Origin of the sequence: Mycobacterium sp. SMC-16 (genome assembly GCF_046250085.1) — a bacterium.
Lineage (GTDB): Bacteria > Actinomycetota > Actinomycetes > Mycobacteriales > Mycobacteriaceae > Mycobacterium > Mycobacterium phocaicum.
This window is the reverse complement of sequence record NZ_CP176427.1, coordinates 3,401,727-3,426,686: the sequence shown is the minus strand read 5'-3', so window position 1 is coordinate 3,426,686 and position 24,960 is coordinate 3,401,727. Positions and strand designations below refer to the sequence as shown.

At 66.6% G+C, this 24,960-nt stretch carries 22 protein-coding genes; 13 read left to right on the top strand and 9 right to left on the bottom strand.

Annotation, left to right across the window (positions count from 1 at the left end; translation table 11 throughout):
* Window positions 1–131 precede the first annotated feature (131 nt).
* The 9 genes from yajC to ACJEIK_RS16450 all read left to right on the top strand — a co-directional run bounded on the left by yajC (window position 132) and on the right by ACJEIK_RS16450 (window position 10,858).
* On the top strand, window positions 132–482 hold the full coding sequence (gene yajC, locus ACJEIK_RS16490) for a preprotein translocase subunit YajC (RefSeq protein WP_060999861.1): 351 nt from the start codon (window positions 132–134) through the stop codon (window positions 480–482).
* Window positions 483–547: 65 nt separating this feature from the next.
* Window positions 548–2,410: a protein translocase subunit SecD gene (secD, locus tag ACJEIK_RS16485; protein WP_409430016.1), complete on the top strand. Its 1,863-nt coding sequence runs from the start codon at window positions 548–550 to the stop codon at window positions 2,408–2,410.
* 7 nt (window positions 2,411–2,417) lie between these two features.
* Complete coding sequence (gene secF, locus ACJEIK_RS16480; RefSeq protein WP_409430015.1) at window positions 2,418–3,668, top strand: protein translocase subunit SecF; 1,251 nt, start codon at window positions 2,418–2,420, stop codon at window positions 3,666–3,668.
* 6 nt (window positions 3,669–3,674) lie between these two features.
* Entirely contained in the window at window positions 3,675–5,321 is a 1,647-nt protein-coding gene (locus ACJEIK_RS16475; protein WP_061009343.1) for an ABC transporter substrate-binding protein, read from the top strand.
* Complete coding sequence (locus ACJEIK_RS16470) at window positions 5,318–5,842, top strand: adenine phosphoribosyltransferase (RefSeq protein WP_061003134.1); 525 nt, start codon at window positions 5,318–5,320, stop codon at window positions 5,840–5,842. The genes ACJEIK_RS16475 and ACJEIK_RS16470 overlap by 4 nt, the downstream gene beginning before the upstream one ends.
* 41 nt (window positions 5,843–5,883) lie before the next feature.
* Window positions 5,884–8,205 carry a RelA/SpoT family protein gene (locus ACJEIK_RS16465; protein WP_064858993.1) on the top strand — a complete coding sequence of 774 codons (2,322 nt, stop codon included), beginning with the start codon at window positions 5,884–5,886 and terminating at the stop codon, window positions 8,203–8,205.
* Between the two features lie 130 nt (window positions 8,206–8,335).
* Window positions 8,336–9,085: a hypothetical protein gene (locus ACJEIK_RS16460; RefSeq protein WP_409430014.1), complete on the top strand. Its 750-nt coding sequence runs from the start codon at window positions 8,336–8,338 to the stop codon at window positions 9,083–9,085.
* A 48-nt stretch (window positions 9,086–9,133) separates the two neighbouring features.
* Window positions 9,134–10,258, top strand: a complete 1,125-nt coding sequence (locus ACJEIK_RS16455) for a Vmc-like lipoprotein signal peptide domain-containing protein (protein ID WP_409430013.1) — start codon at window positions 9,134–9,136, stop codon at window positions 10,256–10,258.
* 117 nt (window positions 10,259–10,375) lie between these two features.
* Window positions 10,376–10,858, top strand: coding sequence for a hypothetical protein (locus tag ACJEIK_RS16450; RefSeq protein ID WP_409430012.1), 483 nt, complete (start codon window positions 10,376–10,378; stop codon window positions 10,856–10,858).
* Here ACJEIK_RS16450 and ACJEIK_RS16445 read toward each other — a convergent pair.
* Window positions 10,831–12,144 (bottom strand): IS256 family transposase, encoded by a 1,314-nt coding sequence (locus tag ACJEIK_RS16445; RefSeq protein WP_067990476.1) that lies wholly within the window; start codon window positions 12,142–12,144, stop codon window positions 10,831–10,833. The genes ACJEIK_RS16450 and ACJEIK_RS16445 overlap by 28 nt on opposite strands.
* Window positions 12,145–13,072: 928 nt before the next feature.
* Here ACJEIK_RS16445 and ACJEIK_RS16440 point away from each other — a divergent pair.
* The gene (locus ACJEIK_RS16440) at window positions 13,073–14,242 is read left to right on the top strand and encodes a secretion protein EccK (RefSeq protein ID WP_409430011.1); all 1,170 of its coding nucleotides are present in this window, start codon (window positions 13,073–13,075) and stop codon (window positions 14,240–14,242) included.
* Here ACJEIK_RS16440 and ACJEIK_RS16435 read toward each other — a convergent pair.
* Together ACJEIK_RS16435 and ACJEIK_RS16430 are read right to left on the bottom strand one after the other, a co-directional pair.
* Window positions 14,239–15,063: a thioesterase family protein gene (locus ACJEIK_RS16435; RefSeq protein WP_409430010.1), complete on the bottom strand. Its 825-nt coding sequence runs from the start codon at window positions 15,061–15,063 to the stop codon at window positions 14,239–14,241. The genes ACJEIK_RS16440 and ACJEIK_RS16435 overlap by 4 nt on opposite strands.
* 53 nt (window positions 15,064–15,116) lie before the next feature.
* Window positions 15,117–15,587, bottom strand: coding sequence for a winged helix-turn-helix transcriptional regulator (locus tag ACJEIK_RS16430; RefSeq protein WP_409430009.1), 471 nt, complete (start codon window positions 15,585–15,587; stop codon window positions 15,117–15,119).
* Between the two features lie 92 nt (window positions 15,588–15,679).
* Here ACJEIK_RS16430 and ACJEIK_RS16425 point away from each other — a divergent pair, with 92 nt between their 5' ends.
* Both ACJEIK_RS16425 and ACJEIK_RS16420 read left to right on the top strand, forming a co-directional pair.
* Window positions 15,680–16,381 carry an SDR family oxidoreductase gene (locus tag ACJEIK_RS16425; RefSeq protein ID WP_409430008.1) on the top strand — a complete coding sequence of 234 codons (702 nt, stop codon included), beginning with the start codon at window positions 15,680–15,682 and terminating at the stop codon, window positions 16,379–16,381.
* Between the two features lie 5 nt (window positions 16,382–16,386).
* Window positions 16,387–16,812 carry a tautomerase family protein gene (locus ACJEIK_RS16420; RefSeq protein ID WP_409430007.1) on the top strand — a complete coding sequence of 142 codons (426 nt, stop codon included), beginning with the start codon at window positions 16,387–16,389 and terminating at the stop codon, window positions 16,810–16,812.
* A gap of 3 nt (window positions 16,813–16,815) precedes the next feature.
* On the opposite strand, the gene ACJEIK_RS16415 is transcribed toward ACJEIK_RS16420, so the two are convergent.
* From ACJEIK_RS16415 to ACJEIK_RS16405, 3 genes are read right to left on the bottom strand one after another with little or no spacing between them, the layout of a single operon-like run.
* Window positions 16,816–17,643, bottom strand: coding sequence for a thioesterase family protein (locus ACJEIK_RS16415; RefSeq protein ID WP_409430006.1), 828 nt, complete (start codon window positions 17,641–17,643; stop codon window positions 16,816–16,818).
* Window positions 17,640–20,489 carry an RND family transporter gene (locus ACJEIK_RS16410; protein ID WP_409430005.1) on the bottom strand — a complete coding sequence of 950 codons (2,850 nt, stop codon included), beginning with the start codon at window positions 20,487–20,489 and terminating at the stop codon, window positions 17,640–17,642. Before ACJEIK_RS16410 ends, ACJEIK_RS16415 begins: the two co-directional genes overlap by 4 nt.
* Window positions 20,486–20,917 (bottom strand): MmpS family transport accessory protein, encoded by a 432-nt coding sequence (locus ACJEIK_RS16405; RefSeq protein ID WP_409430004.1) that lies wholly within the window; start codon window positions 20,915–20,917, stop codon window positions 20,486–20,488. Before ACJEIK_RS16405 ends, ACJEIK_RS16410 begins: the two co-directional genes overlap by 4 nt.
* A 93-nt stretch (window positions 20,918–21,010) precedes the next feature.
* Between ACJEIK_RS16405 and ACJEIK_RS16400 the strand changes: the two genes are divergently transcribed.
* Window positions 21,011–21,637 (top strand): TetR/AcrR family transcriptional regulator, encoded by a 627-nt coding sequence (locus ACJEIK_RS16400; protein WP_135356364.1) that lies wholly within the window; start codon window positions 21,011–21,013, stop codon window positions 21,635–21,637.
* Window positions 21,638–21,640: 3 nt separating this feature from the next.
* On the opposite strand, the gene zwf is transcribed toward ACJEIK_RS16400, so the two are convergent.
* From zwf to ACJEIK_RS16385, 3 genes are all read right to left on the bottom strand, one after another.
* Complete coding sequence (gene zwf, locus ACJEIK_RS16395) at window positions 21,641–23,143, bottom strand: glucose-6-phosphate dehydrogenase (protein ID WP_061000722.1); 1,503 nt, start codon at window positions 23,141–23,143, stop codon at window positions 21,641–21,643.
* Between the two features lie 92 nt (window positions 23,144–23,235).
* On the bottom strand, window positions 23,236–24,117 hold the full coding sequence (locus ACJEIK_RS16390) for a peptidylprolyl isomerase (RefSeq protein WP_409430003.1): 882 nt from the start codon (window positions 24,115–24,117) through the stop codon (window positions 23,236–23,238).
* 66 nt (window positions 24,118–24,183) lie between these two features.
* Window positions 24,184–24,960, bottom strand: a complete 777-nt coding sequence (locus ACJEIK_RS16385; protein ID WP_409430002.1) for a DsbA family protein — start codon at window positions 24,958–24,960, stop codon at window positions 24,184–24,186.

The following is a 24,960-nucleotide window of genomic DNA, read 5'->3' as shown; positions in this document are numbered from 1 at the left end:
ATCGCGCGCGGTGTGGGTGGTCGGCGTTGACGCCCTAGATGGCACACTGGTCACTACCGCGGCACGGCGTACGGCTGGTCCGGCCCGCTTGCCTGTTCACAGACTCAACAGAACGAAAGATTTTCGCTGTCATGGATTTGGTCGTCTTCCTGCCGCTGCTCCTGGTCATGGGTGCCTTCATGTTCTTCGCGTCGCGGCGGCAGCGGAAGCAGATGCAGGCCACGATCGACCTGCACAACTCGCTGAAGGTCGGCGACCGCGTGCACACCACGTCCGGTCTGCAGGCCACCATCGCCCGGATCGACGACGACAACGTGGATCTGGAGATCGCCCCCGGCGTCATCACGACCTGGATGAAGCTGGCCGTGCGCGATCGCATCGAGCCCGAGACCGAGGCCGCCGACGACCTGACTGCGGCGTCCGCCGCTGAAGGTCCGACCTCGGCTGTCGCCGAAGAGGGCACGCCGAAGACCGAAGGCTGACATTCCCGCACCAACACGTACCCTTTGCGGGGCTGACGTACCGATCTCAAGGAGACCCTAGAACCGTGGCATCGTCTTCGGCGCCGGTGCACCCATACCGCTATTTGTCGTTGTTCCTGGCGCTGTTGGTCGGCGCCTACCTTCTGGTGTTTCTCACCGGCGACAAGCAGGCCAAGCCCAAGCTGGGCATCGACCTGCAGGGCGGTACCCGGGTCACCCTGACTGCACGTACCCCTGACGGCTCGACGCCGACCCGCGAGGCGCTGATCCAGGCCCAGGAGATCATCGGCGCCCGTGTGAACGGCCTCGGTGTCTCGGGTTCTGAGGTCGTGATCGACGGTTCGAACCTGATCATCACCGTGCCCGGCCAGGACGGCAGCGAGGCCCGCAACCTGGGCCAGGCCGCGCGGTTGTTCATCCGGCCCGTCGTGCACGTCATCCCGGCGCAGGGCGCCCAGCCCGCGAAGCCCGCCGCACCGGCAGCTCCGGCTCCCGGTGGCATGCCCGGCGCACCCGGTGGCATGCCCGGCTTGCCTGGCATGCCCGGCATGCCGCCGCTGATTGCCCCGGCCGAGCCCGAGGCGCCGATCACCCCGCCGACGCCCGGCATGCCCGCGCACCCGGCCTCCACCGTGCCGGCGCCCGCCCCGGCCCCGCAGCCGCGGCCCTTCCCGGAGGAGCCGACCCCGGCGCCGTCGGACACCTCGGCCACGCCGGCGCCGCCGGCACCCGCCGCCCCGGGTGCACCGGAACCGGGTGCTCCCGCCGCCCCCGCACCGGGCGCCCCCGCGCCCGCGCCGGGACCGCAGGGACCCAAGGCCGAACTGGCCCAGCGCATCGCCGACGAGAAGGCCCTTCGTCAGAGCACGCAGCCACAGATTCAGCTTCTGGCACTGCAGTTCCAGGCCACCCGCTGCGACCAGCAGGACGTGCTGGCCGGCAACGACGATCCGAACCTGCCGCTGGTGACCTGCTCGAAGGACCACAAAGAGGTCTACCTGCTGGACAAGTCGATCATCAGCGGTGACGAGATCAAGGACGCGTCGTCGGGCCTGAACCAGCAGCAGGGCGAGTACGTCGTCGATGTCACGTTCAAGGAGAAGGCCGCCGACGTCTGGGCCACCTTCACCGCGGCCAACATCGGCACCCAGACCGCGTTCGTGCTCGACTCGCAGGTCGTCAGCGCGCCCGCCATCCAGGAGGCGATCCCGGGCGGCCGTACGCAGATCACCGGCCACTTCAACGCCTCGACGGCCAAAGACCTGGCCAACGTCCTGAAGTACGGCTCGCTGCCGCTGTCGTTCGAGTCGTCGGAGGCCGAGACGGTGTCGGCCACGCTGGGCCTGACGTCGCTGCGCGCGGGTCTATGGGCCGGTCTGATCGGCCTCGGCCTGGTGCTGCTGTACTCGCTGGCCTACTACCGCGTCCTCGGCATCCTGACCGCGCTGTCGCTGATCGCGTCGGGCGCCATGGTGTTCGCGATCCTGGTGCTCCTGGGCAGGTACATCAACTACACGCTCGACCTGGCCGGTATCGCGGGTCTGATCATCGGTATCGGCACGACCGCCGACTCGTTCGTGGTGTTCTTCGAACGCATCAAGGACGAGATCCGGGAGGGTCGCAGTTTCCGCTCGGCAGTGCCGCGTGGTTGGGCCCGGGCCCGCAAGACCATCGTCTCGGGTAACGCGGTCACCTTCCTGGCCGCCCTGGTGCTCTACATCCTGGCTGTCGGCCAGGTGAAGGGCTTCGCGTTCACCCTGGGTCTGACCACGATCCTCGACATCGTGGTGGTGTTCCTGGTGACGTGGCCGCTGGTCTTCCTGGCCTCCAAGTCGGCTCGGATGGCCAAGCCTGCGTACAACGGTCTCGGCGCCGTGCAGCAGATTGCGCGCGAGCGGCGAGCGGCCAGCCTGACGGGACAGGGGTAACACCGACATGTCGAAGCATTCAACTGACGACACCGACCTCGAGCTGACCGAATCGGCTGCGGCCGAAGAAGATTCGGCCACCGAGATCGAGCAGACCACCGCCGCCGAGCAGGGCGGCAGCCTGCCGCAACACGGATTCTTCGTTCGGCTCTACACCGGTACCGGCGCCTTCGAGGTCATCGGCAAGCGCCGCATGTGGTACGCGATCAGCGGCGTGATCATGCTGGTCATGATCGCCAGCATCCTGGTCCGTGGTTTCAACTTCGGTATCGATTTCGAGGGTGGAACCAAGATCGCGATGCCCGTGGCGGGCGTTTCCACCACCGCCACGCCGCAGGCTGTCGAGGACGTCTTCAACAAGGCGCTCGGCCATGCCCCGGAGTCGGTCGTGCGCGTCGGCAACGGTGACTCGGCCACCCTGCAAATCCGCACGGAGACCCTGTCGACTGCCGATACCGAGAAGGTGCGCAACGCGTTGTTCGACGCGTTCCAGCCCAAGGGCGAGGACGGCAAGGCGTCCAAGGCCGTGATCAGCGATTCGGCAGTGTCGTCGACCTGGGGCGATCAGATCACCAAGAAGGCGCTCATCGCGCTGGTGGTGTTCATCGTCATCGTCTCGATCTACATCACCATCCGCTACGAGCGCTACATGGCACTCGCGGCGCTGGCGTCGCTGGCCTTCGACCTGATCAGCACGGCGGGTGTCTACTCGCTCGTCGGGTTCGAGGTCACGCCCGCCACCGTCATCGGCCTCCTGACGATTCTCGGCTTCTCGCTCTACGACACCGTCATCGTGTTCGACAAGGTCGAGGAGAACACCCACGGCTTCGAGCACACCACCCGGCGGACGTTCGCCGAGCAGGCCAACCTGGCCGTCAACCAGACCTTCATGCGGTCCATCAACACCAGCCTCATCTCGGCGCTGCCGATCATCTCGCTGATGGTGGTCGCCGTGTGGCTGCTGGGTGTCGGCACCCTGAAGGACCTGGCGCTGGTCCAGCTGGTCGGTGTCATCGTCGGCACCTACTCGTCGATCTTCTTCGCCACGCCGCTGCTGGTGTCGATGCGCGAGCGCACCGACCTGGTGAAAAACCACACCCGCCGGGTGCTCAACCGCCGTAAGTCGTCGATCGAGCGCGGGGCCACCGGCGGCGACGAGGTGACGGTCGGTGCGGTGGACGCGCCGGAAAAGCCGGCGCCGGGGGCCAAGCCGTTGCGGCCCACCGGTAAGCCGTCGGGTAAGCGCACCCGGGGCTAGCCCTCGATGCCCGCCCGGTTCCGCCGAACCGCCTTGGCCGGTGCGGTGATGTTGGTGGCCGGTCTCGGCCTGTCCGGTTGTGACAGCTCAGCCGACGCCGTCGACTACATCGTCGACGGCGCGCTGCCCACCTACAACACCGCGTCGGTCGTCGGCGCGGCTTCGGGTGCGCCGCAAGCATTTTCGCGCGTGCAGACGGGGTTCAACTATCGCGGGCCCGACGGGCAGGTGGTCGCCGACCGCGACTTCGGCACCGTTTCGGTGATGGGCCGGGCCCCGCTGACGCTCGATTACAAGATCAACGACAGCGCCGTCTACTCCGACGGCAAGCCGGTGACGTGTGACGACATGGTGCTGGCCTGGGCCGCGCAGTCGGGTCAGTACCCGGCGTTCGACGCGGCCAGCCGCGCGGGATACAGCGATGTCGCGGTCGTCGACTGCACGCCCGGCCAGAAACGAGCCCGGGTGACGTTCGTCCGCGACCGCGACATCACCGACTACGGACAGCTGTTCGCGGCGACCTCGATGCTGCCGGCGCACGTGCTGGATGACACGCTCGGTCTCGGCGAGGGCGGCGTGACCAAGGCGCTGCAGAGCGCCGACGGGCCGACCATCGACAAGATCGCCGAAGCGTGGAACACCACCTGGGAACTGAAGCCCGACGCGGACCTCAAGAAGTTCCCCTCGGCCGGCCCCTACAAGCTCGCGTCGGTGGCCAAGGACGGCTCGATCACGTTGGCGGCCAACGACAAATGGTGGGGTGCCAAGCCGGTGATCGGCAAGATCACCGTGGCGCCGCGGGGCGCCGATATCGCGAGCCGGATCAAGTCGGGCAAGGCCGAGGTCGTCGACATCGCCGCCGGCGTGGTCGGCAAGGACGATGTGCCGTCGAGCTACGTGCGCAAGGACAGCGCGTCCGATGACATCCAGCAGTTGATCTTCGCGGCCCAGGGCGCGCTGGCCGATCCCGGCGCGCGCCGTGCCGTCGCGCTGTGTACGCCGCGGGACGCCATCGCCGCCGCGGTCGGGGTCCCCGTCAGCGACGCGCGACTCAACACGGCGTCGGACGATTCCCTGGCGGTGGCCGAAAACATCGATGCGAGTGGACAATTCGCTGCCGCAGACGTGGACGGGGCGCGCGCCGCCGCGGGCGGCCAGCCCCTGACCGTGCGGATCGGGTATCGCGGCCCGGATGCCCGATTGGCGTCGGTCGTCGACGCGATCACCAAATCGTGCGCCGCCGCGGGCATCACCGTGCAGCAGGTCGCCTCGCCGACGGTGGGTGCACAAAGCTTGCGCGCCAACGACATCGACGTGCTCCTCTCTGGTGGTGGGGGCGCGGCGGGCAGCGGTTCGAGTGGTTCGTCGGTGGTGGACGCGTACGCACTGCACGGCGGCAACGGCAACGACCTGTCCGGCTACGCCAACGAACGCGTCGACGGCGTCATCGCCGCCCTGGCCGTGACCACCGACCCCAAGGAGCAGGCGCGCCTGCTCGGGGAAGGAGCCGGCGTCCTGTGGGGCGACGTGCCGACGCTGCCGCTGTACCGCCAGCAGCGGACCCTGCTGGTGACGAATGACCTGACGCTCGTGCGCGCCAACCCCACGCGGTGGGGCGCCGGCTGGAACATGGACCGCTGGGGGAGCAAGTGACCGATCTGAACACCCTCTTCACCGAGCTGGTCCGTGAGGTGCCGGACTTCCCGGAGCCCGGCATCCAGTTCAAGGACCTGACGCCGTTGCTCGCCGACGGCCGGGGACTGGCGGCCGTCACGGCCGCACTGGCCGAGGTGGCCGACGGTGTCGATCTGATCGCCGGTATCGACGCGCGCGGGTTCCTGCTCGGGGCCGCGGTCGCGACCCGGCTGGGCACCGGAGTGCTCGCGGTCCGCAAGGGCGGGAAGTTGCCGCCGCCGGTGCACAGCCAGTCGTACGCGCTGGAGTACGGCACTGCCACGCTGGAGATTCCCGCCGATGGGATCGATCTGACCGGCCGGCGCGTTGTCGTGATAGACGACGTGCTGGCTACCGGTGGCACGGTTGCTGCGACGGTCCGGCTGCTGCAGGCGGCGGGTGCGACAGTGACCGCTGCCGCCGTCGTGCTGGAACTCGACGGCCTCGGCGGACGCGCTGTGCTGGAACCGCTACCGGTCACCAGCCTGTACGTGGTCTGAGGAGCTATCCTCGACAAACCAGGTGTAGGAGGTGTGCGGCGTTGGCTGACGACAAGGTGACGCAGGTCCAGTCGGCGCCGCCCGAGCCGGCGGTGTCCGGCACCGTCAGTGCATCCCGCCGGGTCCGTGCCCGGCTTGCCCGCCGGATGACGGCGCAGCGCAGCCTGGTCAATCCGGTCCTCGAGCCGCTTGTCGCGGTGCACCGCGAGTACTACCCGAAGGCCGACCTGGCGATCCTGCAGCGCGCCTACGAGATCGCCGAGGAGCGGCACGCGCCGCAGCTGCGCAAGTCCGGTGATCCGTACATCACCCATCCGCTGGCTGTCGCCAACATTCTGGCCGAGCTCGGCATGGACACCACGACGCTCGTCGCCGCGCTGCTGCACGACACCGTCGAGGACACCGGCTACACGCTCGAGGCGCTCACCGCCGAGTTCGGCACCGAGGTCGGGCATCTGGTCGACGGCGTCACCAAGCTGGACAAGGTGGTACTGGGCTCGGCGGCCGAGGCCGAGACCATCCGCAAGATGATCATCGCCATGGCGCGCGATCCTCGCGTGCTGGTGATCAAGGTTGCCGACCGGCTGCACAACATGCGCACCATGCGTTTCCTGCCGCCCGAGAAGCAGGCCCGCAAGGCTCGCGAGACGCTGGAAGTCATTGCGCCGCTTGCTCACCGGCTCGGTATGGCCACCGTCAAGTGGGAGCTGGAGGACCTGTCCTTCGCGATCCTGCACCCCAAGCGGTACGAGGAGATCGTGCGCCTGGTCGCCGACCGGGCGCCGTCGCGCGACACGTACCTGGCCAAAGTGCGCGCCGAGATCGCCAATTCGCTGCAGGCCATGAAGATCAACGCGACCGTCGAAGGCCGGCCCAAGCACTACTGGTCCATCTACCAGAAGATGATCGTCAAGGGCCGCGACTTCGACGACATCCATGACCTGGTCGGCGTCCGCATCCTGTGCGATGAGATTCGGGACTGTTACGCCGCCGTCGGTGTCGTGCACTCGCTGTGGCAGCCCATGGCCGGGCGGTTCAAGGACTACATCGCGCAGCCGCGGTTCGGCGTCTACCAGTCGCTGCACACCACGGTCGTCGGCCCGGAGGGCAAGCCACTGGAGGTGCAGATCCGCACCATCGACATGCACCGCACCGCCGAGTACGGCATCGCCGCGCACTGGCGGTACAAGGAAGCCAAGGGCCGCAACGGGTTGCCCGCCGGCGGCCACGCCACAGAGATCGACGACATGGCGTGGATGCGCCAGCTGCTCGACTGGCAGCGTGAGGCCGCGGACCCGGGCGAGTTCCTGGAGTCGCTGCGTTACGACCTTGCCGTGCAGGAGATCTTCGTGTTCACCCCCAAGGGTGACGTGATCACGCTGCCGGCCGGTTCCACGCCCGTCGACTTCGCGTATGCCGTGCACACCGAGGTCGGGCACCGCTGCATCGGCGCCCGCGTCAACGGCCGGCTGGTCGCGCTCGAGCGCAAGCTCGAAAACGGCGAAGTGGTAGAGGTTTTCACCTCCAAAGCGCAGAATGCTGGGCCGTCGCGCGACTGGCAGACGTTTGTGGTGTCGCCGCGCGCGAAGGCCAAGATCCGGCAGTGGTTCGCCAAGGAACGGCGTGAAGAGGCGCTGGAGACCGGCAAGGACGCCATCGCCCGTGAGGTGCGCCGCGGCGGAATGCCGTTGCAGCGGTTGATGAACGCCGAACTGATGGCCGCGCTCGCGCGCGAACTGCGCTACGCGGACGTCTCGGCGCTGTACACCGCTGTCGGTGAGGGACATGTCTCGGCGCGGCACGTCGTGCAGCGACTGGTGGCCACGCTCGGTGGCGACGACGACGCTGCCGACGAGATCGCCGAACGGTCGACGCCGGCCACCATGCCGGTGCGGCGCCGCACGAACGACGATGTGGGCGTGGCGGTTCCGGGTGCGCCCGGGGTGTTGTGCAAGCTCGCCAAGTGCTGCACACCGGTGCCTGGCGACAACATCATGGGTTTCGTGACCCGCGGTGGTGGCGTCAGTGTGCACCGGACCGACTGCACCAACGCCGCGTCGCTGCAGCAGCAGGCCGAGCGCATCATCGACGTGAAGTGGGCCCCGTCGCCGTCGTCGGTGTTCCTGGTTGCCATTCAGGTCGAGGCGCTGGACCGGCACAGGCTGCTTTCGGACGTCACCCGGGTACTGGCCGACGAGAAGGTCAACATCCTGTCGGCGTCGGTCACCACGTCCAACGATCGAGTTGCGATCAGCCGCTTCACTTTTGAAATGGGTGATCCGAAGCATCTCGGTCACGTGCTGAACGTGGTGCGCAACGTCGAGGGTGTGTACGACGTCTACCGCGTGACTTCGGCCGCCTAACGCGGGTTTCCGCTGCGGTTCGTGATTTGAGCAAACTCGTCCTCAGCGCTGCGCAAGATTGGTGCAGGACTGGGGTTGGTGGTGCGGGTAATCTCAGATGCGGGACTGTCCAGAAGTGGGGGTGGACGCGTTGAGCGAGCATTTGAGTATCGATCTGGAGACCATGTCGTGGTCCGCGGGCTCGGTGAAGCCGGCTGAGGCCGTGAACATCCCCGCGGGTGCCGACCCCGTCAGCCTCATGCTCTCGTCATACCTGCCGACCTTGGTCGACGGCGCGAACGAAAAGGTCGCGGCGGCGCAGGCCAAAGATCATGAATTCGCGGGCAAGGTGTCGTCGGCTCGCAGCGCCTATCAGAGCGGCGACGAAGCGGGCGGACAGGCGATCCAGAAGGCCGGTGAGAGCCTCAATCCCGCGTCCGCTGCCGGCAAGACCGGTGGTGGCGCTGACGGCGGGATGGGCCAGTTCGGCCAGATGATGGGCATGGCGATGCAGGCCTTCCAGGCACCAGCCCAGGCCATGCAAGCGCTGGGCTCGGTGCCGCAGACCGCGATGCAGGCAGCCCAGCAGATCGGCCAGCAGGTCCAGCAGCTGGCTGGTCAAGCCGGCAAGGACGGTGGCAAGCCAGGCGAGGGTGGCGCTGGACCCGGCGGAGTCGGTGGGGCGGCCGGCCAACAGCTCAAGCCTGAGGACCGCAAGCCGGGCGATGAGAAGGCCCGCGAGGAGAAGCGGGACGAGAAGCCCGAGGAAAAGAAGGAGCCAGAGGCCGACAAGAAGCACACTGCCGCGGGACCGTCTAGCGGTCCCGCAGCGCCCGTGCCGCCGTCGTCGCCTGCGCCGCGGTCGGGGCGCCACGCCGCAAATCCCGCGGTTGATGTGTAATTTTCGGTCTTGACTGTTTTGCGTTGAGTATCTGAGGGAGGACGATCTGTGACGCAACCGCCGACGTGGGGTGCGCCCCCGCCGCAGCAGCCGGGTGGCTGGCCAGGCCAGCCGGGTCCGGGTGGGCAGTGGGGTCCGCAGCAGCCGTGGCCGGCTCCGGTTCCGCCGAAAAAGGGCGGTGCAGCCAAGTGGGCCATCGGGGCGGTGTCGTTGGTCGCGGTGATCGCGGTAACGGCTGTAGTCGCGGTGTCCTGCACCAAGAACAGCGGTGACAGCAACGGTGGTGGCGGTGGTACCCAGACCTCTGCTGCGCCGGCCGACGTCGCGAGTGCTAACGACAAGGGTCCGGTTGGCATCATCACTGAGGATCCGTCGTGTGCGCCGTGGGGGCCGATCACGAATACCTTGGCGGGGGTCGAGGGCAAAGGCTGGCGGGACCGTGATCCTTCGATCCCAGCGTCGTTGTGGACACCAGATGCTCGGACTCAATACGAGACTGTCGGAAAGGCATGGCGTAAGGCCGCCGATCAGATCGTGCCGCTAGCTCGGATGACTCCCCACCGTGCAATGCGAGAACTATACGAGCAGTCCATTGTGTATATGCGTGCATACGCGGACAGCATTTCTACGTACAAGCCGATTGACGACAACTTGGCGCGAACAGCGGCGACGGCAGGCCTGGTAATTACGTATGTTTGCGATGCGATTTCGTCGGGTTCTGCTGCGGCGCGAGCATCGGCGGTTCCTCCACAAAAACCTCCGACAGTGGTTGCCCCAGTCGGGGATCCGGCACACCCAACGCGAATGTTTGAAACCGCTGACTCGGTATGTTCGAATTTGAGCCTGACTCTTGATCAGTTGGCCCAGAACCCAGCATTCAAGAGCTGGATGACGACCGATCCTCAGATTCCTGCGAGCAATTGGTCGCCAGAGCAGCAGTCCCTCACCGAGGCGGTTATCCCAGCGATGAATTCCATGGCAGACGCTCTCGAGAAGTTGACTGAGACGAGCTCGAATCCAGTTGTGAAGGATTTCATCCTCTTGGGTGTTCAATACCAACGCACATATGTTGAGGCTCTATCGACTTATCAGCCGAATGATCACACCCTTTACTCTGCTGGTCAGGGAGCGGCCGCGGTCGTGCGTATGGCGTGCAATTACGCTGCGGGTTGAGATTCGGTACTCCAATGTCTGAGAGCGATTCGGCGGTTCCCATAGGGAGTCGAGCCGGCATTGTCGACCCTGACTATTCGGCAATTCTGATCTACGCCGGTCGAAGGACGATCCAATATGGCAATTGATCGATTTCATCCAGGTGACTACGGTCCGAAGACTGTCGAAGGTCCAGCGTTTCCGGATGTTGACGAGAACGCGCTCAATGACATCGCCGTCCGGCTGATGTCATTGGGCGATCGCCTTGATGGCGAGGTGATCCCGCACCATGCTCACCAGCGAATGCAGTTGTCGGACTGGGAAGGCGAGGCTGGTCGGCTCGCAGAGGCTGCCGCCAAAGGGGTTCTTGGTTCGTACGGGGACGCGTGCGCAGCTGTCTACGCGGCGGCCAGGAAGGTTTTCCGCGCCGAATCCGCAGTGGTGCAAACTAAGAATGCGGTGAATCAGACCGCGGAGACCACTGAGCAGGTCTGCCAGGTATTCGCGAAGGCAGCCCTTCAGATGCTCGCGGCCGGTTGCGCGGCGGCGCAGTCAGGGGAGAGCAATTGTCAATACCTGTGGATCGGGGTGTTTCAGGCGACCTCCGTTTCGGTGTGTTGATCGCCGTCTGACGGTGGTGTCGGTGGGGTGATGTCGGTGGGCCGTTCGAGCAGTTTGCCTTTGTGGAAGACCGCTCCGGCGCGGACGAGGGCGACCAGATGTGGGGCGTTGACGGCCCGCCAACGGGCTTGGGCTGCGTCGATCAGCTTGTAGGCCATGGCCAATCCAGCGGCCCGCGATCCCGGACCCTTGGTGACCTTCGTTCTCAAACGCACTGTGGCGAAGGTGGATTCGATCGGATTCGTGGTACGCAGATGGATCCAGTGCTCGGCGGGGTAGTGGTAGAACTCCAGCAGGACATCGAGGTCGTCGACGATCTTGGCGACCACTTTCGGGTACTTCGCGCCGAAGGCAACCGCGAAGGCCTTGACCGCGACCTGAGCTTTGTCGATGTCTTCGGCGTTGTAGATGTCCTTGATGGCCGCCAGCGCGGCCGGATGCGCTGACTTCGGCAGTGCGGAAAGGACGTTGGCCTGCTTGTGGAACCAGCAGCGCTGCTCTCGGGTCTTCGGGAATACCTCCCGCACCGCCTTCCAGAACCCGAGCGCGCCATCGCCGACGGCCAGCACTGGGGCGGTCATGCCGCGGCGTTTGCAGTCGCGCAGCAGATCCGCCCACGACTCGCATGACTCCCGATAGCCGTCGGTGATCGCCACGAGCTCTTTGCGGCCGTCAGCGCGCACGCCGAGCATCACCAGCAGGCACAGCTTCTCCTGGTCCAGGCGGACCTTGAGGTGAATGCCGTCGACCCACAGGTAGACGTAGTCGCTGCCGGACAGGTCCCGGGCAGCGAACGTACGGGCTTCGTCTTGCCACTGCGCGGTCAGACGGGTGATCGTGGTGGCCGACAACCCGGCACCCGAGCCGAGGAACTGCTCGAGTGCGGGCCCGAAGTCGCTGGTCGATAGGCCGTGCAGATACAGCAGCGGCAGCACCTCACTCATCTGCGGGGACTTGCGTGCCCAGGCCGGCAGGATCGCCGAGGAAAACCGCTGCCGCTCACCAGAATCGGGGTCGACACGGCGATCGTTGACCCGCGGCGCCTTCACCTGCACGGCACCGGCCGCGGTCAGCACCTCACGCGGCTGGTGATAGCCGTTGCGGACCACCAGTCGGTGACCGTTCTCGTCGAGCTGATCAGCGAATGCGGCCACGTACGCGGCGACCTCGGCCTGCAGGGCAGCGGCCAACATCTGCCGGGCTCCGTCGCGGACGATCTCGTCCAACAACGACCGGCCGGCCTCGCCGCCGTTGGCCTCCTCGGCATCGTGAACTACGGTGAGCATGGGCGTACCTTCCCAACCAGCGCGCCAACGCCGGTCTTGATCGAATACCTGATTCCGTGATGATCATCCTCGGGAAGGTGCGCCCACTTTCAGGCCGCCTCCTCGGGCCTCATCCACAGGTATTGATCATTGCTCGTCAGGGGACGCTGCAGCGGCCAATACGTTTTTCAACACGGCCGTGACGTTCATCAAGTCGATTCAGTCGTTGGTGGCTGCAGGCCTTGCCGAAAACACCGCGGCAGTGGCGGCGTGCGCTTCTGGTCTGGCACAAGAGTTGGGTGTTCCACCCGGTACACCTGGAGCGAAGGGCGAGATGCCGCCTCCGCCACCGCCGCCGCCGACTCAAAACCCCGCTACGCCAGGTACCCCGCCCCCGGTGCCGGGGGGACCGAGTGGTGGACCCGGGGGCGGCGGCGGACAAGGCGACCTCTTGAGCGGTGGCGCGAACCACGTAGTTCAGCCGGAAAAGAAAGACACGCCTAAGAACCCGACCCCACCGGCGGAAGGCCAGGGCCAGGTGCTTAGTGGTGGCGCTAGCCACGAGAGCCAGCAGAAGCCTGCGGAGCCGCTGGTGAATCCACCGGGGAACGGCCAAGGCCAGGTGTTGGGTGGCGCAGGCCAGCATGTCACTGAGCAGGGTCCCGGACAGAAGGTAACCACTGGATCGCCTTCGGGCACGACCGTCGCTGGGACCACGCAGACTGCGGGCACTCCCGGCTCCGGGATCCCGGCGTCGACCGCGACTCGCTCGAATGCCCCGGGCTCCGCATCCGCCACTACAGCTGCATCTTCTTCTGCCAGTTCGCCGGGCAGCCCGTCAGCTTCGCCGACCGGCCAAGGCACCGGCCAGCAAGGCACCGGCCAGCCAGCAGGCCAGCAGGCGCCGGATACTCCAAAGAACCCCTTCGGCCAACTGCCGACGCAGCCGTTGTCCGCAGCGGCGAATGCTGTTCCGCTCACAACGCCCGAGCCGGCCACCCAGACGGGCGCCGGGTCAGGCGCTCCTGCTGCCGCCAGCGGCGCGGCGACAGGTACCGGCGGCGGAGGTGCGGCACCCGTCGCGCAGGCATCGGCGAGCACCGCAGCACCGGCGACCAGTACTCCGGCCGGCGCAGCGCCGGCCGCCCCGTTGGGTCCGGCGCCGACGCCATCGCCGGCCGCTCCGGTCGCTCAACCCGGCGCAGGTGCCGGCGGTCCGGCTGGTCCCGGCGTCGCGCCGATGTCGACCAACCAGCAGCAGAACGCCGCTGCGGCGGCGCCGATCCCGGTGACGGCAGCGCGCGCTGAGCGTGATGCGATGGCTGCCGCGGCACGGGCCGGTTTGGTGCGCAAGTCCGCGGGGGACGCGGATGTGCAGTTCGCCGAGCGGATCGCGGCGGCATTGCACGCGCCGCCGTCGATCCCGCCGATGGCGTGGAACTTCGTGTGGGCGGTCGGCGTGACGACCGACGGCGAGATCATCGCCGCGAATTCCTATGGGGTGTCGTTCATTCCGGACGGCATGTGCCTGCCGTCGCAGGTGATCTTCGTCAGCGCTGACGAGCGCGTCCCGGCCGGTCAGCGCGGCCGCTGGGTCCGCGAGCCGTTCGTCGCGCTGCAGGCGTGGTGCACCTTCCATGAGAAGACGCTCAAGGTGGTCATCGGCACCGAGCAGGAAGTGCAACCGTACGCGGGCAGCCTGCAGACGAGAGTCATTCCGCCCGAAGACATTCCGACGGACGGCCTGATGAAGGGTCGCACCCGCTTGGAGGTCATCGCTCCCGAGGCGGCCGCGAAGCTTGCGGAGTGGCCGGATGCGCAGCTGCATGAGGCGTTGCCGCCGCAGCCGGTTCAGCTGGTCCCGCCGGACGCGGCGGCCATCGGCAAGGCGTGGATGGAATCAATCCGGCCGCTGATGCAGACGACGGGCGAAACCTACCGGACGGCACACCTGGAGAAGCTGGCCGCCTACGGCCGCCTGCAGGAGTCCGCGGCGCTGTACCGCGCGTACACGGCGCCGTACGCGGCCGACCTGCGGGCAGCGATCACCGATTGGGTGTGGTGGCAACAGTTCTCGACGATCCAGGGCGACGCGCAGCTGGTGGAGCTGGGCGCCTAGCCGCGCGGCAGCATCGCCAGCTGTCGGCTCTGCACGACCACCTGACCGGTGGAGTCGAGGATGACGTGGTCTTCCTCGAACCACGTCTCGCCGACCACGGTCGAACTGGCCTGCACCCGCAGCCAGCCCGGCGCCGGCCGCCGTCGCACGTAGGTGGTGAGCTGCACGGTGGGGGTCCAGCCGAAGTGCCCCTGATTCATGGTGACCGGGGGAGTGATGTCGCCCGCCATCAACGCGAACAGCAGGGCGGTGTCCGGATTGGCCTCGTCATCGGCGAAGGGCCGCAACCACATTCGGTTGACGGGGTCGCCCTCCTCGCCGGAGAGGAACGGCGTCGCGGCGTCGAGCAGGAATTCGCACCCCTGTGCCACGTGCACGATCGCACCGACCGAGTGACCCGCGGTCACCGGTACGGCGTCCGCGGGCGGCTCGACGGGAAGGTAGGACGCCTCGAGGGACTCCTGGTAGCGCGGCGGCTTGGCATCGAGTGGTCCGAGGGTGACGGCACAGGTGACCGCCGTCCGCCCGTTCTGCGAAAGCTGCACATCGACCAGGGCAACCTGGCGCCCGTGCTTACGGACCGTTGTCGTCAGCTGCACCTCACCGGGGTCCGGAGCGTTCAGGTAGTTGGCACTCACGGCGACGGGCGCCAGCTCGGATTCCGAACCGATGGCCTGCTGCGCAGCCGCGGCACACACCGCCATCATGCAGCCCCCGTGCACCTTCGGGCCGATGGTCCACACCGGATCGATGGTCGCAGTGAAGGTGCCATCGCCCACCGCGGTGACGGTGGTGAGGTCGGTGAACGGCTGCGCAGTCATTTCATCTCCAACGGCCACGTGAGGGTTGCTGATTCCGGAACGGGCAAAGGTCACTACCGGTTCAGCCGGATCTCGATGTCACCTGCGGAAACCGTGGCAGCATTTGGATCATCGGTGACGATAACGCCAACCCGATTTCCGGACTCCCGGTCGACGAAGCACAGCGGGCCGCGGCCGCCCTTCTGCAGGTGCTTGTCGCCCCACTGGCTCATCGCCAGGTACACCGGCAGCAGATCCTCGCCGGCCTCGGTCAGCCGGTACTCGTCCCGGGCCCGCTTACCGGGCTCCTGATACGGCACCCGAACCATCAGCCCAGAGGCTTCCAGTTGTTTGAGGGCGCGCGACACCGCAGGCGCCGAGGTCCCGATCCGCTCGACAAAGTCCTCGAATCGCGTTGTGCCGAAGAGACTTTCGCGTACGGCGAGGAAAACCGTCTTGGTGCTGAGCAGGTCCAGCAGCTTGGCGACCGAGCAGGCATTGCCGACCGACCACTGCCGGTCGCGCAGTCTTTCTTCGAACTCCATCACACCCTCTTTTGGATAACGCTTGCGTTACTCAGATATCCGTGCTTCCATCTTAGTAACGACATCGTTATTCAGCAAGGGAGCGTGTTCAGATGGTCGCAGTGGCAGGCAAGGTGGTTGTGGTGACCGGCGGACGGCGGGGCCTGGGCGCCGCTCTTGTCGACGAGCTGCTGGCCAGGGGAGCGCGCAAGGTCTACTCGACGGGCCGCTCGTCGTTCACCGACGACCGCCCCGAAGTGGTGCCGGTTGAACTCGAAGTACGTTCGGAGGCATCGGTTTCCGCGTTCGCCGACATCGCGTCCGACGCCGAGATCGTCTTCAACAACGCCGGCATCCTGCTGCCCGCCCCGCTGCTGACCGGCAGCTTTGATGACATCGAGGCGACATTCGACATCAACGTGTTCGGGCCGCTGCGGGTGGCGCGGGCCTTCGCGCCGATCTTGGCGTCCAATGGCGGCGGCGCGCTGGTCAACATGCACTCGGTGCTGTCGTGGGTGGCCGGAAGCGCGGCGTATGGCGCCTCGAAGGCCGCGATCTGGTCGGTCACCAACTCCCTGCGCGGCGAGCTGGCCGCGCAAGGCACGCAGGTGGTCGGTGTGCACGCCGGATTGATCGAGACCGACATGGTCGCCGACATCCCGGGGCCGAAGACGACGGCGGTGGACATCGCGACTCGCATCATCGACGGTCTGGAAGCGGGCGCGGTCGAGGTCTTGGCTGACGAGGTGTCGGTGGGCGTCAAGTCTGCGTTGTCCGGCCCCGTGGAGAACCTGACCTTCGCGATGGCGGTCTGAACAGTATGCCGCTGTGGACCATTCACCACACGCCGGATTTCTTCACCGCCGAGGACAAGCGTGCGCTGGCGCGCAGCATCACCGATCATTACGAGAAGGCCGGGCTGCCGCGGTTCTACGTTGTCGTGATCTTCAACGAAACCCGTTCGGGCGACCTGTATGTCGGTGGTGAGCAGACGGACGTCGGGCTGCGGGTGGTCATCGACCACATCGCTCGCCGGGCGGTAGACAAAGACCATCGCCACCGGATCGCCCACTGGATCAAGGCGATCCTGAGCCCGTACCTGGAAGCGCATGACAACCCGCACTGGGAATTCCATGTCGATGAGACCAGTGAGGACCTCTGGATGATCAACGGTCTGATCCCGCCGCCCATGGGCTCCGATGCCGAAAAGCGTTGGGCAGCAGAGAACGCGGTGTCTACGTACTGACCGTCAGGACCCCAGCGGCAGCATCGCCAGCTGTCGGCTCTGTGTGACCACCTGGCCGTTGGCGTCGAGGATGAGGTGGTCTTCCTCGAACCAGGTGTCACCGATGACGGTGGAGCTGGCCATGACCCGCAGCGACCCGGGTGCCGGCCGGCGGCGCAGGTAGGTGGTCAGCTGGACCGTGGGTGTCCACCCGAAGTGTCCGCGATTCATCGTGACCGGCGGCGTGATGTCGCCTGCCATCAGCGCGAAGAGCAAGGCCGTATCCGGATCGGCTTCATCGGAGGCAAAGGGACGCAACCAAATCCGGGTGACGGGGTCGCCTTCGATACCGGTGAGGAACGGCGTGGCGGCATCCAGGCGCATGTCGCAGCCCTGCGCGACGTGGACGACCTGCCCGAGTGGGTGGTCGGGGGTAACGGGTACCGCATCAGCCGGTGGTTCGACTGTCATCGAGCAGACATCCAGCGGCACCTGATGGCGCGGCGGCTTGGCATCGAGCGGTCCGAGGGCGACCGAGCACGTGACGGCGACTCGGCCGCGTTGCGATAGCTCGACCTCGATCAGGTTCACCTGCCGGCCGCGTTTGCGGATCGTCGTGCTCAGCTGGACCTCGCCCGGATCGGGTGCGTTGAGGTAGTTGGCGCTCAACGCAATCGGGGCGAGTTCGGCGGCGTCGGGAACACTGCGTCGAGCGGCGGCGGCGCACAATGCCAGCATGCAACCGCCGTGCACTTTGGGCCCGATGGTCCACCTGTCGTCGATGTTGGCGACGAACACGCCGGAATCGATCGCGGTGACGGTGGTCAGGTCGGTGAACGGGTGGGTGCTCATGCCATCTCCAATTCCGTTGTTGTGCTTACACTTCGGTTCGTGCGGGCGGGACGGGACCTGACTTTCAGCGGCCACCAGAACCAGCGCCCGAGCAGCGCCGCGATCGACGGCGTGATCAGGGAACGCACGACGAAGGTGTCGAACAACAAGCCGAGCCCGATCGTCGTGCCGATCTGGCCGACCGACCGCAGGTCGCTCGCGATCATCGAGATCATGGTGAACGCGAACACCAGGCCGGCGGCGGTGACGACGCCGCCCGTCGCGCCGGTCGCGCGGATCAGCCCGGTGCGCAGGCCGGCGCCGATCTCTTCCTTGAAGCGCGACACCACCAGCAGGTTGTAGTCGGAGCCGACGGCCAGCAGCACGATGACCGACATGGCGATCACCAGCCACTGCAGCTCGACGCCCAGGAAGTACTGCCAGATCAGGACCGACAGCCCGAAAGACGCGGCGAGAGACAGCACCACGGTGCCGACGATGACGATCGATGCGACCAGCGCCCTGGTGATCAGCAGCATCACCACGAAGATCAGGATGATCGCGGCGAGGGCGGCGATCAGCAGGTCATAGTGCGCGCCCTGCTGGATGTCCTTGTAGGTCGCGGCGGTACCACCGAGATGGAACTTCGCGCTGGCCAGCGGCGTGCCCTTGACGGCTTCCTTGGCGGCCTGCAGCTCGGCGTCGACGTGCGAAATGCCCTCCAGGGTCGCGGGATCCACATCATGAGTGACGATGAAGCGGGCTGCCTTGCCGTCGGGGGAGAGCATCAGCTCCATGCCGCGCCGGAAGTCGGGGCTGCTGAACGCTTCTGGCGGCAGGTAGAACATGTCGTCGTTCTTCGCGTCGTCGAACGTCTGTCCCATGGCCGCGGCAGTGTCGGTCATGCGCTCCATCTGGGTGACCATGCCGTCGAAGGTGCTGCGCATGGTCTGCATCAGATTGCGGACGTCGGTGGACAGGCTGATCAGCGGCGGCAACTGAGCGGCGATCTGCGGCGTCACCACGTCGAGCTTGCCCATCGCGTCGGACAGCGCCTTGGTGTTGTCGGCCAGCCGGTCGAAGCCGTCGGTGGCGTCGAACACCGAACGCATGGCGTGACAGATCGGAATGTCGAAGCAGTGCGGCTCCCAGTAGAAGTAGTTCCGCAGCGGTCGGAAGAAGTCGTCGAAGTCGGCGATCTGGTCGCGCAACTCGGCGGTGGTGGCCGACATGTCCTGGGCGGCAACATCTCCGGCATGCGTGGCATCGGCCAGTTGCACGCTGAGGTCGTGCATGTGCCGCATGATGCCGATCATCGAGGTGAGGTGGTCCGTCATGGTCTGCACGTCGCCGAGACGGGCCTTGAGGAACTGCAGGTTCTCGTTCATCGAGACGGCCTGGGCGCTGATCTGGAACGGCACCGAGCCGTGTTCCATCGGCGGGCCGAGTGGCCGGGTGATGCTCTGCACCCGGGCGATGCCCGGTACCCGGAAGATGTTCTTGGCGATCCGGTCCAGCACCAGCATGTCGCGGGAGTTCCGCAGGTCGTGGTCGGCCTCGATCATCAGCATGTCGGGGTTCATTCGGGCTGAGGTGAAATGCTTTTCGGCGGCCGCGTAGCCGATGTTGGACGGCACGTCGTTCGGTACGTAGAACCGGTTGTCGTAGTTGGTGCGGTACCCGGGCAGGGCCAGCACCCCGACCAGCGCGGCGGCGGTCGCCGCGACCAGGATGGGCCCGGGCCAGCGGACGACGGCGGTGCCGACCCTGCGCCAGCCGCGGGACTTGTTGGCGCGCTTGGGGTCCAGCAGCCCGAAGTGGGTGCTGACGACCATCACGGCGGGCGCGAAGGTCAGCGCCATGACCAGGATGACGGCCATCGCGGTCGCGCACGGCAACGCCAGGGTATTGAAGTAGTTCAACCGGGTGAACAACAGACACATCATGGCGCCGGCGATGGTCAGCCCGGAACCCAGGATCACGTGGTAGACGCTGGAAAATGTTGAGTAGTAGGCGGTTTCCCGGTCCTCGCCGGCATTGCGGGCCTCGTGGTAGCGGCCGACGAGGAAAATCCAGTAGTCGGTGCCGGCAGCGATCGCCAGGGCCGTCAGCACACTGACGGCGAATGTCGACAGGCTGATCAATTGGGCGTTGCCCAGGACGGCGACCAGTCCGCGAGCCATGCTCATCTCGGTCAGCACGACCAGCAGAGCGATGAAAGTTGTTGCGAGGGAACGGTATACGACCAGCAGCATCACGGCGATGACGACGAGTGTCACCACCGTCATCTTGACCATGCTCTTGTCGCCGGCCTCGTTGGTGTCGGCGACCAGGGCGGCCTGGCCGGTGACGAATGCCTTCACCCCGGCAGGCGGATGGCTGTGGTCGACGATGTGCCGCACCGCGTCGACGGATTCGACGCCCTGCGTGGAGCCCTGGTCACCGCGCAGGTTGACCTGGACGTAAGCGGCCTTGTGGTCCTCGCTCTCGGAGCCGGCCGAGGTGATGCGGTCGCCCCAGAAGTCCTGCACGTGCTCGATGTGCGCGGTGTCCTGCTCGAGCTGGTGAACCAGATCGCCGTAGTAATGCCGTGCGGTGTCGCCCAGTGCCTGGTCCGACTCGATGATGATCATCAGGACGCTGTCGGAGTCGAATTCGCCGAACGTGGTGCCGATGTGCTTGGTCGCGATGACCGACGGGGCGTCCTGTGGTGAGAGGGATACGGCATTGTTCGCGCCGACGACTTCGAGTTTGGGCACCAGCAGGTTGGTGGCGGCGGTGGCCGCCAGCCAGATCAGGATGATCGGCACCGACAGGATGCGAATCCAGCGGGGATAACCGCCCCGCGAACTGTGCTGGCCGCTCATGCTGCCTTCACCAGACAGAAGGTGGTCGCCGAGGCGCCCTCGGCGGCCTGGTGATCACGCAGCTCGCCATTGACCGTGATGCGGCAGGTCAGCCGGCTGCTGTCGCCCTGGGCAACCAGGTTGGCGAACACGCTCGGCACCGTGGTGGTCAGGGTCTTCGACCAGGGCAGCGAGGTGAAGCGCTCCTGTTGCGGCTGGGCCCGCTCGTCGACGTAGCTGATCATCCCGGTGGTGTCGGATGGTCCGTCGACCTCGTACGTCACGTACTTCGGGATCGTGGAAACGATGTTGTCCGTACGGGTTTCGGCGGAAGGCCGGCTGCCGAACACGCCGTGGAAGCGGTCGATGACGAAACCCCCGACCGTGACGACCCCGACAACCGTCGGCAGCACCCAGCCGCGCTGCGCGGTCTTGAGCAACCAGTTCATGAACAGCACCATACGACCGTATGCATACGCATGTATAGTTACGGTGCGGTGGCGACCATCACACCTCGTCACGACGGCGATTAGGGTGAAGGCATGGCGGGCTCGACACGGCAGCGGAATGTTCGAGGACAGGGCGCACTCCTGCGCGACGAAATCCTGGCCGCCGCGATTCGGGTCGTCGACTCCTCGGAGTCCACGAACGAGGTGTCATTGCGCAGCATCGCGCGTGAAGCCGGCATCTCGAACATGTCGGTGTACGCCCATTTCGACAGTCGTGAGGACGTCCTGGCCGCCGTTGCGGAGCTGAGCTGGGATCAGGTGAACCGGGACATCGCCGAGCAGGTGCCGAGCGGCAAGACGCGGCGCGAGCGCCTGCTGCTCGGCTGCCGCGCGTATGTGGCTTTCGCCCAACGGTTTCCGTTGCGCTACGTCCTGATGGTCAAGGTGGACGAGATCACCCCGTCGGCGCGCCAGGCTCTCGAGGTGGTCACCCGCGGGCTGCTGGCCGCCGGCGGCATGGACCCCGACTCCGAGCCGGGGCCCGACGCGCAGCGGGTGGCCGCCGCGCTGTCGGTGGCGCTGCACGGCGTCGCGATGCTGCATCGCACCGACACCCCGCATCTGTGGATGAGCGATTTCAGCACCTGCGAGATCATTCAGACCATGGTCGACGCCGCGATCCTGCAGCTCGAGCAGACGGCCGCGGCGCCGCGGCCGTAAGCCCTACTTCTTCTTCGCCTCTCGCCAACCCCGTTCGAACGGCAGCCGCCAGGCGTTGGGGGCGATCAGCTGGTGGATGGCGTTGGGCCCCCACGTGCCGGGCTGGTAGTTCTTGACCGGCGGCGGATCCGCCAGCAGCGCAGCCGAATTCGCCCACAGTGACTCGATGCCCTCGGCGGTGGTGAACAGCGTGTGGTCGCCGCGCATGGCGTCGAGGATCAACCGCTCGTACGCCTCCAGCACCTGATCGGCACCGTCGGCCTCAGTAGCGGAGAACTGCATCGACAGCTTCTCCAGCTTCATTCCGGGCCCGGGCCGCTTGCCGTAGAACGACAGCGACACCTTCGAGTTGTCGGCCAGGTCGAAGGTCAGATGGTCGGGTCCCTGGGAGCCGACGCCCGAGCCCGAGGGGAACATGGTGCGCGGCGCCTCTTTGAAGGCGATCGAGATGATGCGCATGCCCTCGGCCATCTTCTTGCCAGTGCGCAGGTAGATCGGCACGCCCGCCCAGCGCCAGTTGTCGATGCCGACCTTCAGGGCGATGAACGTTTCGGTATCGGAATCCCTTGCCACGCCCTCGAGTTCGCGGTAGCCGGTGAACTGCCCGCGGACGACGTCGGACACCTTCACCGGCAGCATGGACCGGAAAACCTTGTTCTTCTCCTCGCTGATGGCGCGCGGCTCCAGCGCCGTCGGCGGCTCCATCACCACGAAGGCCATGACCTGGAACAGATGGGTGACGACCATGTCCTTGTAGGCGCCGGTGCTCTCGTAGAAGTTGGCGCGGGCGTCCAGTCCGAGCATCTCGGGAATGTCGATCTGGATGTGGTCGATGAAGTTGCGATTCCAGATCGGTTCGAACAGGCCGTTGGCGAACCGGAACGCCAGGATGTTCTGTGCGGCCTCCTTGCCGAGGAAGTGGTCGATCCGGAAAATCTGTGTCTCGTCGAAGGTTTCGTGGACGAAGTTGTTCAGTTCGACGGCGCTGGCCAGATCGGTGCCGAACGGCTTCTCCATGACGACGCGGGAGCGCTCGACCAGCCCGGCCTCGTCCAGCGTCGCGATCACTGCTCGCGCAGCCTTCGGTGGCACCGAAAGATAGTGCAGCCGGCGCACATTCGGGCCCAGCTTCTTCTCGGCGGCGGCCACCGCGGCCGCCAGTCCCGACGGCCCGGCGCTCTGCGGCACATACGTGAGCGTCGCGGCGAACCGTTCCCACTGCTCGTCGGTCAGGTGATGGCTGCCGAATTCATCGATCGCGGCCTTGGCCAGCTCCCGGAACTCGTCGATGGTCAGGTTCTCCAGCGAGGTCCCGACGATCTGGATGTCGGGCGCGAGTTCGGACTGGTCCAGATAGGCCAGCCCGGGCAGCAGTTTGCGCTTGGCGAGGTCGCCGGTCGCGCCGAACAGCACGATCACGTGAGGGTCGACGGCGACATCGTCGTGGCGGTTCGGCCGCGAGCCGGGCGCCGGGTACGAGATGGTCTGCGGTTTGGTGTTCGCCACGATGCGCATGATTCCACCGCTGCCGGGTCCGTGCAGGGCCTAACACGAAGAAGGCCCGGTCACCGTGGTGACCGGGCCTTCTTCGTGAACTGTCAGTCCAGCTGGATGTACTTCACCGTGACCGGCTGCACGGGCTTGCCGTCGCCGGCGCCGCCCTCGATGCCGTTCTGGGCGATCTTGTCCAGCGTGGCCAGGCCGGTGGCGTCGACGGTGCCGAACGCGGTGTAGCCCGGCGGCAGCTGCGAGTCCTGGTAGACCAGGAAGAACTGGCTGCCGTTGGTGTTCGGGCCGGCGTTGGCCATCGCGAGCGTGCCGCGCGGGTAGACGACCGGCTGGCTCAGCGCGGGGCTGTCGGGCTGGTACTGGTTGGTCGGGTACTCGTTGGCGAACTGGTAGCCCGGGCCGCCCATGCCGGAGCCGGTCGGGTCACCACACTGCAGGACGGCCAGGCCGCCCTTGGTGAGCCGGTGGCAGGGGGTGTCGTTGAAGTAACCCTGCTGCGCCAGGCTGGCGAAGCTGTTGACGGTGCACGGGGCCTTGGCGTTGTCCAGCGTCAGTCCCAAGTTGCCCTGGCTTGTGCTCATGCTCGCCGTCACCGTCGGCGGCGTGGTGGGGATCTTGCCGGTGCGCGGCGGGTTGACCTTCTTGCTGGCCTGCTCCGACGACGCCGGGTACTGGCAGTTCTCACCGAGGCCGGCGGGCGCCACGAACGGCGGCAGCTTGCCGTCGGCGGGCGGGTTCTGCGCCGGCGCGGTCGAGCTCTCGGTCGACGCCGAGGCCGTCGCCGACGACGACTTGGAGTCCTTGTTCAGGTAGATGACGCCGAAGGTGACGCCGCCGATCACCGCGAGCACCGCGACCACCGACGCGGCGATCGTCATGATGCGCTGCTTACGGGCCTTCTCGGCCCGGCGCTCCAACTGCCGTTCCAGCTTGCGCTTGGCGGTCTCCCGCCGTTGTTCGTTCGTCGGCACCGCCGAAGTCCTCCTTGTCACGGTCGGGGCAAGTGCCCCGCCTTGTTCGGAACCGAGTGTGCCAGGTCACCCTGAGACGGTCTTGAGCTGGTCCAGCAGCGCCTGTGGATCGGGGCTCTGCAGCACGGCGTCGCCGATGTCGGCGCCGTTGAGCAGCACCGTCGGCGTCGAGTTGATACCTGCGCTCTTCACCGCGTTGTTGACCATGCCGCGGTACTTGCCGCTGGTGATGCAGTCGGCAACCGAATCAGGTGCGCCGGCTTTCCCGGCCTGTGCGACCAGCTCGTCATCGGACGGGTACGACGCCGCCCCCTCCTCGGGCTGATGCGCGAACAGCGCGGCATGGAACCGCTGGAACGCCGCGGTGTCGGCGTCGGCCACGCAGTATGCCGCCGCGCCCGCCCGCACCGAGTACGACGTCACGTCGCCACGGCCCAGGATCGACACCATGGTGTAGTCCACGGCGACGCGGCCGTCGGTGATCAGCTTGCCGATGGTCGGACCGTAGACCTGCTCGAACCGGCGGCAGAACGGGCACAGGAAGTCCTCGTAGACCGTTAGCGTGGCCTTCGGCTCGGAGCTGCCCGGCTTGGTCGCGACGTTCGGCGCGGCGAGGTGGATCGAGTGCAGGGGCGTCGGCCCGGAATCCGTCGATGACGTCGCGGCGGCGCCACCGACGGGCTCGTTCTCGTGGCGAAGCACGATGACGGCGGCGACACCCGCCGCGACCAGCGCGATGACGGCGATCACGGCGAACATCACCCAGCCGGTGCGGGACTTCTTCGGTGGCGAAAAGCCCGGACCGTATTGCGGCGGGGGTCCCCAGGGGCCTGGCTGCGTCAT

Bases quoted from the DNA above. Each gene is read 5' to 3' on its own strand.
- ACJEIK_RS16405 (WP_409430004.1), bottom strand. From the start codon at position 20,917: ATGAACTGGTTGCTCAAGACCGCGCAGCGCGGCTGGGTGCTGCCGACG.
- ACJEIK_RS16475 (WP_061009343.1), top strand. From the start codon at position 3,675: ATGCCCGCCCGGTTCCGCCGAACCGCCTTGGCCGGTGCGGTGATGTTG.
- ACJEIK_RS16385 (WP_409430002.1), bottom strand. From the start codon at position 24,960: ATGACGCAGCCAGGCCCCTGGGGACCCCCGCCGCAATACGGTCCGGGC.
- ACJEIK_RS16400 (WP_135356364.1), top strand. From the start codon at position 21,011: ATGGCGGGCTCGACACGGCAGCGGAATGTTCGAGGACAGGGCGCACTC.
- ACJEIK_RS16430 (WP_409430009.1), bottom strand. From the start codon at position 15,587: ATGGAGTTCGAAGAAAGACTGCGCGACCGGCAGTGGTCGGTCGGCAAT.
- yajC (WP_060999861.1), top strand. From the start codon at position 132: ATGGATTTGGTCGTCTTCCTGCCGCTGCTCCTGGTCATGGGTGCCTTC.
- ACJEIK_RS16445 (WP_067990476.1), bottom strand. From the start codon at position 12,144: ATGCTCACCGTAGTTCACGATGCCGAGGAGGCCAACGGCGGCGAGGCC.
- ACJEIK_RS16425 (WP_409430008.1), top strand. From the start codon at position 15,680: ATGGTCGCAGTGGCAGGCAAGGTGGTTGTGGTGACCGGCGGACGGCGG.
- ACJEIK_RS16415 (WP_409430006.1), bottom strand. From the start codon at position 17,643: ATGAGCACCCACCCGTTCACCGACCTGACCACCGTCACCGCGATCGAT.
- ACJEIK_RS16410 (WP_409430005.1), bottom strand. From the start codon at position 20,489: ATGAGCGGCCAGCACAGTTCGCGGGGCGGTTATCCCCGCTGGATTCGC.
- ACJEIK_RS16420 (WP_409430007.1), top strand. From the start codon at position 16,387: ATGCCGCTGTGGACCATTCACCACACGCCGGATTTCTTCACCGCCGAG.
- secF (WP_409430015.1), top strand. From the start codon at position 2,418: ATGTCGAAGCATTCAACTGACGACACCGACCTCGAGCTGACCGAATCG.
- ACJEIK_RS16435 (WP_409430010.1), bottom strand. From the start codon at position 15,063: ATGACTGCGCAGCCGTTCACCGACCTCACCACCGTCACCGCGGTGGGC.
- ACJEIK_RS16450 (WP_409430012.1), top strand. From the start codon at position 10,376: ATGGCAATTGATCGATTTCATCCAGGTGACTACGGTCCGAAGACTGTC.